Source organism: Neobacillus sp. FW104-15D2, assembly GCF_058790155.1.
Window position 1 is genome coordinate 1 of the sequence record NZ_JBYTCJ010000045.1, and the last position, 13247, is coordinate 13247.

Here is a 13247-nt window from a genome sequence, read left to right on the forward strand (position 1 = left end):
ACGTTGGCTGATGAATTAAATTCATCATGTTATTGTTTGTTTGTTCACGCTTTGTTTGTTTAGTTTTCAAAGAGCAATCAATATTAACGCGTTGCTCAGAAGCAACTTTACTAATATATCATCTTACAATCGCTATGTCAACAACATTTTTTAAAGTATTTGAGTTGATTATGATGATAACCACTTAAAAACTAAAAACGTAATTTTGTTATCAACTCGATGATGTTGTTAACTCGTCATCAACGACTGTTCATCTATAATACACCGATAAGCCCATTCCGTCAATACGTTTTCTAAATCCCTTTATATCCATTTTTATCCAGTTGGTGCCCTGCCTGATGCCCTACCTTCTATAGTAGGAATAAGAAACTGATTTTCGGATAGGTTTCACTATCTCTTCTTACATTCAGCTCCTATTCATCAAACCGTACGTGAGGTTTCCGACGTTCTTCTTACTTTGACATTACGGATTCTGCTTAACTCGTAGCTTTCACTTAATATGTTTAAACTCTTTTCTTACTTTCCTCTGCTTCTTTCTTTTGTACTTCTTCTTATAATAAAACAAAGAAAGATGTTCTAAATCCATTAAGCCATTCCTTCATCGAGCTTTCTGTTTACCTTTTATAAACACCTATAAGTTCTTGTGCAGTTATTCCTCGGTTCTTTAATAGCCAAGCAATTAACAGCTGCCAGGGCAAACTATAAAAAAGCTGCCCCGGGTCACCCACTCCAGGACAGCTTCTTTTGTTGCTTACTACTTAATAGAAATAATACCTTCTTCTTTGGCATTAACTTTGCCTGATTTCTCAATCACTATGTGCTCGCCTTCTTTTAAGTTCATGAAAACGATTGGAGTGATAGTTGAAGTTGCATTATTTTTCATGTAATCAAGATCTACTTTTAATAAAGGCTGGCCTTTAACAATCCGGTCATTTTCAGCGACCAATGTCTCGAAGCCTTGTCCTTTAAGATTTACTGTACCAATACCTACGTGGATCAGGATTTCACGGCCTGCATCAGAAAGTATTCCTACTGCATGCTTTGTAGGAAACAGGTTAATGATTTTTCCATCAACAGGAGCAACAATTAATCCTTCTTCCGGGATTATTGCAAATCCGTCACCCATCATTTTACCGGAAAATACCTCATCAGGAACTTCCGTAATAGGTACCACTTCTCCTTTAAGAGGAGCAAAGAATACTTCTTCACCAACTACTTCATTTTGAAGTGCTGCAGGATTTACTTCTTCGATCTGCTTTTCTACACCAGTTTGTGGAGAGACAGGCTCAGCAGCTCTTGGTCTTTTACCACTCATGATGTCTTTCATTTGACCTTTAATTGTTTCGGAACGAGGGCCAAAGATTGCTTGGATGTTGTTTCCTACTTCAAGGACACCAGCAGCTCCAAGCTTTTTCAAACGGTATTTATCAACATTTTTTGCATCGTTTACAGAAACACGAAGACGTGTAATACATGCATCCAGGTGAGCAATGTTCTGTTGTCCGCCCATTGCAGCAATGATATTTGAAGCAAGGTCGCCAGTCGCTGCGGCAGGTTTGCCTTCCTGTGCATCTTCCTCATCATCCGCTTCACGTCCCGGGGTCATCAAGTTAAACTTGCGGATTGCGAAACGGAAACCGAAGTAATAGATTAAGGCAAATACCAAGCCAACCGGAATTACGAGCCAAGCGTGGGTTTGCGGGTTGATTAATCCGAAAAGGATATAGTCAATTAATCCACCAGAGAAGGTCATACCAATTTTTACATTTAAAAGCTGCATTACCATAAAGGATAAACCAGCGAAAATAGCGTGGATACCGAATAATACTGGCGCTACGAACAGGAATGAGAATTCAATTGGTTCTGTAATACCTGTTAAGAAAGAAGTTAATGCAGCAGATAACATTAGACCGCTGACGAACTTTTTCTTCTCAGGGCGAGCTTCTTGGTAAATGGCCAAAGCAGCTGCCGGAAGACCAAACATCATAAATGGATATTTACCAGTTGTAAATGTTCCAGCAGTTAAATGCTGTACGCCATCTTTAATTTGTTCCATGAAGATACGCTGGTCACCGCGGACAAGGTCACCGGCTGAATTGGTGTAACTGCCAAACTCATACCAGAAAGGCGCATAGAAAATATGGTGAAGGCCAAACGGAATCAGTGAACGTTCAATTACACCAAAAACAAAGGCTGATAAAGTTAAGTTTGCATCAACCATGTTAGTAGAGAAAGTGTTCAGGCCGTGCTGAATTGGAGGCCAGATAACAATCATGATTAATCCTAGAATAACAGCACATGCTGCTGTTACGATCGGAACGAAACGTTTACCTGCAAAGAATCCTAAATAAGAAGGGAGTTCAATTTCATAAAAACGATTATACATTGATGCAGCGAGGATACCGACGATAATACCGCCGAATACTCCTGTTTGCAGGGTAGGAATCCCTAATACTGCTGCATAGCTTTGCGGATTAGACTTTAATGAATCGGCATTAATTCCTATAGCAGTTCCCATTGTTACATTCATAATAAGGAATCCAACGATTGCCGCAAGTCCGGCAACCCCTTCTCCTCCCGATAGACCAACCGCTACCCCCACGGCAAATAATAGGGGAAGGTTACTAAAGATAATGCCACCAGCTTGTTCCATGATTTTTGCAACCATAGCCACTCCATTGTTGTGAAGGAATGGAGCCAGATCTAATAAAGTCGGGTTTTGCAAAGCATTACCAAATGCCAGCAAAATACCTGCTGCCGGAAGGATTGCGACCGGAAGCATCAATGCTTTACCGACTTTTTGCAAGATGCCAAAAGCTTTTTTAAATATAGAAAGAACCTCCTAATAATTTTTACTCATTAAGCGTTTCCAATCAAAAGCGCTAAAAATAAAAAAAGGTATGAGGAAAGAAAACAATTGATGGAAATTACATAGGGTATATTACCCCCAAAATTCCATTTCAATTATCTTCTTCACTCATGCCTGATAGAATCAGTAACACGTGGAAAGATAATAATAACTATTTCACTTTTTTCTGTAGCCTTTGCAGATGCATGGTTAAATAAACAGCCTCGGCATCGAATACCGGTTTTTTTAGCGTGTGTTGCATTACCTTAATGAGCTTCCACGAGAGATTATAACACACAGGATACTCACTTTTGAATAGCAATGCAATTTTTTCCGGCTCGTTCACTTTTTCTCCAGTATTTACTCTTTCAATAGTAAAGCGAAGATGGCGGACTAGCCTCATATAATCTACACTTTCCTTATCTATTTCGATGCCGAGCTGATCTTCCGTCATATCAATGAGCCGGCTTACCAGCTGAGAATGCTGGTTTACCTCTGCTAAATTTTTATTTGTCACGGCACTATGAATATGAAGAGCGATAAAACCAATCTCTCCTTTAGGAAGGTCCACTTCTGTTTTATCCTTAAGAAGCCGCACTACTTCTGCAGCTATATCATATTCAAACGGATAAAGCGTTTTCGTTTCAATCAAAAAAGGATTCTTCATTTCCATCCCTGTCGAAATTCTATTAATGGCAAACATGATATGATCTGTTAAAGCAACGTGAATATGCTCATTCAATGGATTGCCTGTCCTTTGTTTAATAAGCTCGATTGCAGATATAATAACCTCCTGGAGATCGGTCTGCAAAAAGGGCAAAAGTTTTATATAGTTTGCCTGCACTTTTTCATTTCTTAAAACAAAGAGTTTTTCAACAGAACCGGATTCGATGATATCATCCCGCTTTCTGTTAAAACCAATCCCTTTACCAATAATGACGACTTCCCCGTACGATTCGTGAACAGCGATGATTACATTATTATTTAGCACTTTCTTAACTATAAAATTCATCCCGCCACTCCCTCGCACAAAATTAAATTCAGTCTGATTTTCATGTTAGTCATGGGAACCAAAGAAGTCAATCATTCTACATCAAAATTCTCTTGATTGTTGAAAAATAAAAAGACCGCCTGAAAGACGGTCTTCCTGTAACTATTATTCGAAGGACGCAGTTAACGGCGGGACAATTTGTTTTTTACGGGATACAACACCTTTTAGAACTGCTGTGTTATTATCTAAAGTTATATTAAATGCTTTTTCAACATTTGCGACTCCCTTACCAAGAGCCAGAACCACAGAATCATTTGTTAAAATGTCAGTTACAATAAAAACAAATAGGTCTAAATTCTTTTCCTCTATTACAGTGTTGATGACTTCCTCCACTTCTTTTTGGCGGGAAAGAACATCATTTGTGTCAACCGCATTCACCTGTGCTATTTCTACCTTCGCATTCCCCATTGGGAAAACTTTAGCATCTAGTGAAATCAGGTCCTTAACAGATTTATCACTTAGGTTAGCTCCTGCTTTTAACATAGATAATCCGTAGGAGTCTGCATCAACACCTGCAATTTCAGCTAGTTCACGTGCAGCGTCGATATCCTGTTGTGTACAGGTTGGAGATTTAAACAAAAGCGTGTCAGAAATGATAGCAGAAAGCATTAAACCTGCAATCGGCTTTTCGATGCTAACACCGTTTTCTTTGTACATTTTATTTAAAATGGTAGCCGTACAGCCAACTGGCTCAACACGGAAGTATAAGGGATCCTTTGTCTCAAAGTTAGCAACACGGTGGTGGTCAATAACTTCTGCTATACGAACCTCTTCCAGATCATCAGCACTTTGTTGTCGCTCATTATGGTCTACTAAAATAACCTCTTTTACTTCAGCTGCGACTTTTTCAACAAGACGGGGTGCCGTCATCCCAAACTGATCAAGAGCAAATTGTGTTTCTTCGCTTACTGTACCTAAGCGGACGGGTTCAGCATTGAAGCCCAATTTATTTTTTAAGTCAGCATAAGTGATCGCGGAACAAATGGTGTCTGTGTCCGGATTTTTATGGCCGAAAATGAATACTTTCTCCATGATCTCTCTCCTTTAATTAAGATTCCATTTACAATATTATCATTCTTTTTAAAAGAAAAAAACCGCGAACCCTCGCGGCTTCTTTCGCAATATAAAAATTACTTAAGGAAGATAAAATATAGGACGAAAATGACGAAGAACAAGTACATAATTGGGTTGACTTCCTTTATCCGTCCTTTAACCAGCATTGTAATTGGGTAGAAGATAAAACCAACGGCAATACCAGTTGCAATGCTGTAAGAAAGAGGCATTGCTATAATAGTTAGGAAAGCAGGAACTGCAATTTCAAACTTTGTCCAATCAATTTTTCCTAAAGATGAAACCATCAGAACACCAACAATTACAAGAGCAGGTGCTGTTACTGGAGCTGTTACCACAGACAATAATGGGAAGAAGAACAGTGACAGGATGAAAAGTGCTGCTGTGACAAGTGAAGCAAATCCAGTCTTTGCTCCTGCCGCTACACCAGCAGATGACTCAATATATGATGTTGTTGTTGAAGTTCCAAGGACTGACCCCGCAATAGATGCGATGGAATCAGCGAAAAGTGCTTTACCTGCACGTGGAAGCTTATTGTCCTTCATTAAACCAGCCTGGTGAGCAACCGCAACAAGTGTACCAGCGTTATCAAAGAAATCAACGAATAAGAATGTAAGAATAATACCCAGCATTGATGTGGTATAGAAAGAACTATCACCAAAAGAACTGAAAACTGCTCCAAAAGTCGGTTTTAAACTTGGTACTGTATCAACTACTCTATGTGGAATATCTATCAAGCCGAAGATCATACCTACGATAACCGTAATGATCATTCCGTAAAATACTCCGCCATTAATTCCTCTTGTCATTAAAATAACAGTAATTATAATACCGAAGATAGCAAGCAAAGTATTGCCATTTGTGAAATCACCCAATCCAACAAGTGTTGCATCATTATTAACAACGATACCAGCGTTTTGGAAGCCAATAAAAGTAATGAATAAACCAATTCCCGCTCCAACTGCGTGTTTTAATTCAACTGGAATAGCATTGATAATTTTTTCACGGAAACCTGTTGCAGTAAGTAAGAAGAAAAACACACCGGAGATAAACACTGCTCCCAGTGCATGCTGCCAAGGGATTTTGCTGCCAAGTAATACAGAATAGGCAAAAAAGGCATTTAATCCCATACCTGGTGCAAGCGCCAATGGATACCTTGCAAGCAAGCCCATTACAATGGAACCAATCGCTGCAGCTAATGCTGTTGCTACAAAAACGGCGCCATAGTCCATATGCATTGCATCCGGAAGACCTTTAATATTCTGAAGTGTTAATGTGATCGGATTTACGATCAGTATATACGCCATTGCAAGGAAGGTAGTGATTCCTCCCATCGTTTCGCGGCGGTAATTGGTACCGAGCTCTTCAAACTGAAAATACTTTTTCATTTCTCTTTCCCCCTATTACTAGTAAATACATCGCGATCTGCATATTGTTCCCAAAAAAAGAAATAAAAAGCGCTCCGATTCTACCGGAGCGCTGACTATGGCATGTGTACAAACCGCAATAAGGAAAGAGGAAACATTCCTTAATCTGACACTGCCTCGTAGTCAAGCCATTTACGGTAGCTTGGTAGAAACTTTTGGGCCTTATTCCCAACATTATACGATGCGTATGTTTTTCATTTTATCTATTTGGATTCTAACAGGATAAAAGAACTATGTCAACATAAAACACGAACATTCTACAAATTACTACATTTTAACATTCGTATAAAAGCCCTATTCCCATTCGATTGTAGCAGGTGGCTTACTGGTTATATCATAAACTACCCGGTTCACATGTGAGACTTCATTGACGATTCTTGTCGAAATCAACTCTAGGACGTCCCAGGGAATTCTCGCCCAGTCTGAGGTCATTCCATCAATGGATGTAACCGCACGGATTCCAATTGTATAATCATAGGTACGGGCATCTCCCATTACTCCAACGCTTCTGATATCAGGAAGTACTGTGAAGTATTGCCAGATTTCCCTTTCAAGGCCTGCTTTTTTGACTTCTTCGCGGAGGATAGCATCTGACTCCCTGACAATCTCAAGCTTCTCATCAGAAATTTCTCCCAGGACTCTTATTCCAAGCCCCGGTCCAGGGAATGGCTGTCTCCAGACAATTTCATCAGGAATACCAAGCTCTGTTCCAAGAGCACGAACCTCATCTTTAAACAAAGTATTTAATGGCTCGATTAGAGTAAATTGCATGTCTTCCGGAAGCCCGCCCACATTGTGATGTGATTTTATTGTTTGCGCAGTAGCAGTTCCGCTCTCAATAATGTCAGTATAAAGCGTACCTTGAGCAAGAAAGTCGATTCCCTCAAGCTTGGCTGCTTCATCATCAAACACATAAATGAATTCGTTGCCAATGATTTTCCGCTTTTGTTCCGGGTCAGAAACTCCCTTTAACTTGCTAAGGAAACGGTCTTTTGCATCAATTTTAATAACATTCATATTGAACCCATCAGCAAATGTTTTCATTACCTGATCGGCCTCATCTTTGCGAAGCAGGCCATGGTCTACAAAAATACATGTAAGCTGGTCACCTATAGCTTTATGGATTAAAACCGCGACAACTGATGAATCCACACCGCCGCTAAGAGCACATAAAACGTTTCTATTTCCAACTGTCTGCCGGATCTTTTCCATTTCAATTTCAATAAAGTTCTCCATCGACCATTTACCCTGGCACTCACAAACCTCAAAAACAAAGTTTTTAAGAAGTTCATTTCCGTACATGGAGTGGCGAACTTCAGGATGGAATTGCACTGCGTATAAGCGTCGTTCTTCATCACTCATAGCCGCAATTGGACATGAAGGGTTAATTCCGTCTACTTTAAATCCTTCCGGTGCCTCCATAACAAGATCGCCATGGCTCATCCAGACAATTTGCTCTCTTGGCAATCCTTTGTAAATTTTGGACTCATGCTCCAGGGTTAATAACGCTTTGCCATATTCACGATTTTTTGCCTTTTCCACTTTTCCGCCAAAATGAACGGTCATTAGCTGCATCCCATAACAAATACCCAGGATAGGAAGTCCCAAATCAAAAATACGCTCATCACAGCGGAACGAGTTTTCATCATAAACACTGTTTGGGCCACCTGAGAAAATGATTCCTTTTGGATTCATTTCCTTGATTTCTTCAGCTGTTATGGTATGAGGATGCAGTTCACTGTATACACCAAACTCACGAATCCGCCTAGTAATTAACTGATTATATTGGCTCCCAAAGTCCAGAACCACAATTTTCTCTTGGTTTTGAAGCTCTATTTTCCCCGTCAATACGGCCACCTCTTTCATCTAGTTCTTCCACTTATCTTTTGCCTTCAGCACAAAAACATTTCATCCTTTTAGAAAAATTTGTATAAAAAGCTTCTCTCTTTTTCAATGGGCATAAAAAAAGAAAACTAAAATTTGCCCGCAAAAATAAACGAAGGCAGAATTTCAGTTTTCTTTAAATTTTAATAAAAGAAATTTCTGCCTTCATAGTCAGGCCATTTACGGCGGCCCGGTAGAGACTTTCGATCCATATTATCGAGGATATATGAAGGTAACGCACAATATTAATTTTGATTAATATTGTAGCAATAGATTAAATTTCAGGTCAAGCAATTGTCTTTTTAATTAAATTTTCCCATAATTCCCTATTTTCTCTCCAGCTTCCCTTAGGCAGGCTGTTGTTGTAAATCATCTGCTCATAACGATTTGTCAGGCGGCCCATTTCATTGCTGGTAAAAAAAGCATCGACATATTTGGCATAGCTTCTTAACGTCTGGTCATCTTTACGCTTTAGACCGTACCGTTCGAGCTGTTTAAGCAATACCATATAGGCCTTCGCAAATTGAGTATCCTTTTTTCTCCACTTAAACAGGAAGATGAAGTAGTGAGGCAGCCACCGGTAACGAATGTTATACAAAAGATATACAACAATGCATAAAACCAAAATTCCCAGCAGCACTTTTAACCATTGTGTCTTAATAAAGACAGTTGCCTTTTTCAAGGCCGTTTCTTCCTTTTTTACGGCTTTACTTTTAACAGCTTTTTTCTCCATTTCTTCAAGCCTGTTTTTTGGCGTTTTTTTCTGAATCGCAACAGGTGCAGCCTCAGAATTAGTTTTTGTTTGGGATGTGATTTCATAGTTCAGGTTGAGACTGTTATCAAACCCCTTAGTTGGCTCGAATGGGATCCAACCCTGCCCCGGAAAGTACGCTTCCACCCAGGAGTGGGCATTATTATTGGTCACCTCAAAAATCTGCCTGTTGGAATTTTTACTATCGTAATTCTTTAACTCGCCTTCCGCATAACCTTTTACCCATCTTGCCGGAATGCCAAGTGACCTTAACATAATAGTCATGGAACTGGAGAAGTTGTCGCAATACCCACGCTTTGTTTGAAATAGAAATTGATCTACGTAGTCATCCTTTTCCCCCGGTACAGCTACCTTCTTTTGATCATAGGTAAAGTCAGGCAGGTCAAAGTAATCTTCGATTGCTTTAGTTTGATCAAACCAATTTTCTTTGCCAGCGGTAATTTCCTTGGCAAGCCGTTTAACCCTGGAAGGGAGGGAGTTTGGGAGCTGCGTATAGCGAGCCATAAACTCCGGCGACAGCACAGTACTTTCGTCTCCACTTACGCTTCTTAAAGCTGATACCTTATATTCAGGTACGTCTACATCCATTGAATATTGGGTTGCACGATAGGGCTCCATGTTTGGCATGTAGCTATAGATCTTCTCTAATACAGGATCTGCTTGAAACTTTATATTTTTACCCGCGTTTATTTCTACCGTACCGTAAGGATAAATAATGTGGGGATACAGGAGATTCATGTTTAGTTCAACTTTTTCCTTTTCTGTTTTTACATCTCCAGGAAAACGTTCAAACGGAACCTCCTCATCATTTAAAAAGCTTATTCGTGACTCTTTTCGCGGAGAAGTCCATCCCTTTCCCGTATATACCTCTTTTGTTTCAACCTTCCAATAGTGGCGGTTCTCCGTATTGGCAGTAAAAACGACACTGTTATCCGGGAGGAAGGGTCCTCCGAGTCTCGAATCGTTTGTTCCGTAACCAATTCTTGCTATGCCCCCCGAATTTCCTTCATCTCCGCTTTTGTTGTTAAGTGACGTTAAAAAAGGAACAGGGTCTGGCCAAATCGGTTCTGCCTTGGGAGCAATCATGCCAACAAAACCACTTAAAAAAAGCATAACTGCAAGTGGAACCATCCATTTACGCCTCGAGGAAGAATCCTTTCCAACGTTCTCTATCTTAATAATCCGTGAAAAGGTAAGGATCCCCATCACTGTAAAACCAGCGAGAACTGTTCTTACAATTGCCCACTTCGCATTATATGGAGTAAAGGTATCCAAAACCGTTATATATATAATAGTCATAAGGAAAAACACAAAAATCCGCTGCCGGTTAAGAAGCCAATACTGCAGCAGATAAACCATCAGCCACAGCAAAGTAAAAAATAGAATTGTTCGAAAGGGATCTGAGAGAGCATTCCAATCTCTACTTCCAATAAAACCGGCATTCCTGCTTAGATCGCTAAAGAAAAGGTTCCACCAATTAAGATGAAAAAATCCTCCTGAATAGTAAAAATTGTAAACACTTCCCAGGATGTAAAGTAATTTAATTGTGACCTTCAGTCCTTTGTTTATTTGAAAATATCCCCCGGCAAAGGATAAGGCAATAAAAATAACAAAGACACTCAGATAGCTGGTATCCGTTACTTTACCAATGGGTCTTAGCCATTCCCACAGCATAAAAAAAGCAATTGCGTACAATAACAGCGAGGACTTCCCCCGCTCACCAGCTTGGATTCTCATCGCAAATTCACCTCCGAGAAAGCAGAGGCAAACTGGCCGTCATGAACCAATATAAGTTTGACACCGCGGGCGTTCGCCATAGCCTTTAAAGTAATTTCGTTCTTATCAGGTGTTTCTTTTGCATCCTTCATTAGAAAAATGGTTGCTGCTCCTTTTCTTTGTCCAACGGCGCCTGCTTTTTCAATTAACTCCTTTGATACCTTAGCAGTTATTAACATCAAAGCTACGGATTGATGTGCTGAAAAAATCTCTGTCTCAAGCACCTTTTCAAAAGGAACGGAATGATAAGGCTTGATTTTAGCAAGGTGATAAAAAATCTGCTGCATCTGTCTTTCCCCTCCCCTGATCGGGAAGGAAGAAGTATCTTTTGTATTGGTCATCAGCCCGGTTTGTGCCCCTTTTTTTAAAATGGCTCTTACAAGAGAAGCTGTAAACGAAACAACCGTTTCAAATCGGTGGTCAGGCTGGCAGTCCATTATCATAAATACATCGTGGGACTGGCGCTGCTCAAATTCCTTTGTCATGATCTCATTACGCTTAGCGGACGCTTTCCAATTGATCCAGGAAAATCGGTCGCCTGGCTGGTATTCTCTCACTCCAATGGCCATGGTGCTGTCCCGCTGTACTCTTTCCCTTGAAGCAGTCATTCCCTGATCATAGTGGTTTTCAAACGGCTGATAAATTAAATCGGTATAGGCTGGATAAACAAGAATCCTGTTCTCCGCCTTCGCCTTTTCTTCTTTTTCAATCAGTCCCAGGGGATCCCCGGTGGTCAGCTTACAATATTGAAAGAAATGTTCTCCGCGTGGGAGATGCTCAATGGTATATTTATAGGAGAACTCTTTTTTAAATCCAGGAAAAAGTAGAACCTTGGTGTTCTTACTGAGGTTTGATTGCTTAAGTTCATCAGATAGCTGATCTTCAACCAAAAGATAAAATAATGGAAAGGAAGACTTTCTTGTAATTCTAATTTCAGCTTTTAAGGGTTCGCCTGCGTTAAAATCCGTTTTAGGAAGAAGCCGTTCAACTTCTATTTCTCCTATGCGGTAAAAGGCCATGCCCAGGCTGTATAGTCCAAATGGCAAAAAGCTGTAAAACAAAAACCAGCTTACAAATCCCCCTTGAAACATCGCATAGGAAAATGCCCCCGCAAACAGCAGGTATAAAACTAGCCCCTTCCATACTCTTTTAAATAAAGTCGATACCTTTTCCATTTAATTCACAAGCCTTTGAACCGGAACAGGCACACGGGCAATAACCCGGCTAATCACTTCCTCAGCAGTAATACCTTCAAATTTAGCCTCCGATTTCAAAATAATCCGGTGTGAAAAAACAAATGGAGCAAGGTACTGGATGTCATCAGGAAGAACAAAGTCGCGTCCCCTCATAAATGCATAAGCCTGGGCTGCCTTCATTAGTGCAATGGAACCACGCGGGCTTGCACCGAGATAAACACTTCCGTTGTGTCTCGTTCCATGAGCAATATCTACAATATACCGCTTGACGCTGCTGTCTACATAAACCTCTTTTATTTCCGTCTGGATTGCACGAAGCCCTTCAAGGTCTATAACTGGTTTCAGATCACCAATTGGCGGCACTTTCTGAGCCCGGTTTAATACTTCCATTTCTTCGCCGATTTCAGGATAACCCATTTTCATTTTTAAGAGAAAACGGTCCAGCTGAGCCTCAGGAAGCGCAAAAGTCCCTTCATATTCAATTGGGTTTTGGGTGGCCATAACAAAGAATGGCTTTTGAAGTATGTGGGTGACACCGTCAATCGTCACGCTGCCCTCTTCCATACCTTCCAGGAGGGCTGATTGAGTTTTTGGGGACGTACGGTTAATTTCATCTGCAAGAATAATATTTCCCATCAACGGGCCCGGTCTAAATTGGAATTCCATATCCTTTGGATTGTAAATAGATATACCCGTCACATCGGACGGCAAAAGGTCAGGAGTAAACTGAATCCTTTTAAACTTTGCATTTACGGACTTGGCAAGTGCGCGTACCATCATGGTTTTACCGACACCTGGCACATCCTCCAGTAGTACATGTCCTTCGGCGAGCAAAGCCACGAGGCTTAATTCAGCAACGTTCCTCTTCCCAATCATTACTTTTTCGATATTATCTAAAATTTTTTCTATATCCAGCCGCATTTGTTCCTGTTTCACGAAAATCCCCCTTATGAAAATTCATAAAAATTACATATTTACCCTATATAATTCTATATTTTCTAAATAAAAACCTTTTATCGCCGTACTTTTATTTAAAATTTTCCATTTAATAACTAGTTTTTTCACACCATTTTTGTGATACTTAACAGAATCCGCTCCCTCTGCGGATTTCTATTCTACAAACATTAAAATGACAAAACTAAAAAGACCCACCTCTTAAATATAGAGATGGGTCTTACATTTATTAATGATTAATACGGTTTTAGTTACCCCTTTTCCCTTC

Annotated in this window: 8 protein-coding genes and 2 riboswitches; all 8 genes read right to left on the reverse strand. The window is 40.1% G+C overall.

Annotated elements, in window-relative coordinates:
- Window positions 1–754: 754 nt before the first annotated feature.
- Entirely contained in the window at window positions 755–2830 is a 2076-nt protein-coding gene (gene ptsG, locus AC3WR0_RS23805; RefSeq protein ID WP_492554604.1) for a glucose-specific PTS transporter subunit IIBC, read from the reverse strand.
- 190 nt (window positions 2831–3020) lie between these two features.
- Entirely contained in the window at window positions 3021–3860 is an 840-nt protein-coding gene (glcT, locus tag AC3WR0_RS23810; protein ID WP_492554588.1) for a glucose PTS transporter transcription antiterminator GlcT, read from the reverse strand.
- A 144-nt stretch (window positions 3861–4004) separates the two neighbouring features.
- Entirely contained in the window at window positions 4005–4931 is a 927-nt protein-coding gene (locus AC3WR0_RS23815; protein WP_492554589.1) for a manganese-dependent inorganic pyrophosphatase, read from the reverse strand.
- Between the two features lie 98 nt (window positions 4932–5029).
- Window positions 5030–6358, reverse strand: coding sequence for an NCS2 family permease (locus tag AC3WR0_RS23820; protein WP_492554590.1), 1329 nt, complete (start codon window positions 6356–6358; stop codon window positions 5030–5032).
- Window positions 6359–6497: 139 nt separating this feature from the next.
- Window positions 6498–6599: riboswitch (purine riboswitch) on the reverse strand.
- A gap of 92 nt (window positions 6600–6691) precedes the next feature.
- Window positions 6692–8245 (reverse strand): glutamine-hydrolyzing GMP synthase, encoded by a 1554-nt coding sequence (gene guaA / locus AC3WR0_RS23825; protein WP_492554605.1) that lies wholly within the window; start codon window positions 8243–8245, stop codon window positions 6692–6694.
- Between the two features lie 184 nt (window positions 8246–8429).
- A riboswitch (purine riboswitch) is annotated at window positions 8430–8531 on the reverse strand.
- Window positions 8532–8567: 36 nt separating this feature from the next.
- Window positions 8568–10790, reverse strand: coding sequence for a DUF4129 domain-containing transglutaminase family protein (locus AC3WR0_RS23830; protein WP_492554591.1), 2223 nt, complete (start codon window positions 10788–10790; stop codon window positions 8568–8570).
- On the reverse strand, window positions 10787–12004 hold the full coding sequence (locus AC3WR0_RS23835) for a DUF58 domain-containing protein (RefSeq protein WP_492554592.1): 1218 nt from the start codon (window positions 12002–12004) through the stop codon (window positions 10787–10789). The genes AC3WR0_RS23830 and AC3WR0_RS23835 overlap by 4 nt, the downstream gene beginning before the upstream one ends.
- The gene (locus AC3WR0_RS23840; RefSeq protein ID WP_492554606.1) at window positions 12005–12946 is read right to left on the reverse strand and encodes an AAA family ATPase; all 942 of its coding nucleotides are present in this window, start codon (window positions 12944–12946) and stop codon (window positions 12005–12007) included.
- Between the last annotated feature and the right edge of the window lie 301 nt (window positions 12947–13247).

What these genes read in the sequence shown, in the direction of transcription:
- AC3WR0_RS23815 (WP_492554589.1), bottom strand. Translation starts at nt 4,931, where the DNA reads ATGGAGAAAGTATTCATTTTCGGCCATAAAAATCCGGACACAGACACC.
- glcT (WP_492554588.1), bottom strand. Translation starts at nt 3,860, where the DNA reads ATGAATTTTATAGTTAAGAAAGTGCTAAATAATAATGTAATCATCGCT.
- AC3WR0_RS23835 (WP_492554592.1), bottom strand. Translation starts at nt 12,004, where the DNA reads ATGGAAAAGGTATCGACTTTATTTAAAAGAGTATGGAAGGGGCTAGTT.
- AC3WR0_RS23840 (WP_492554606.1), bottom strand. Translation starts at nt 12,946, where the DNA reads ATGCGGCTGGATATAGAAAAAATTTTAGATAATATCGAAAAAGTAATG.
- AC3WR0_RS23830 (WP_492554591.1), bottom strand. Translation starts at nt 10,790, where the DNA reads ATGAGAATCCAAGCTGGTGAGCGGGGGAAGTCCTCGCTGTTATTGTAC.
- AC3WR0_RS23820 (WP_492554590.1), bottom strand. Translation starts at nt 6,358, where the DNA reads ATGAAAAAGTATTTTCAGTTTGAAGAGCTCGGTACCAATTACCGCCGC.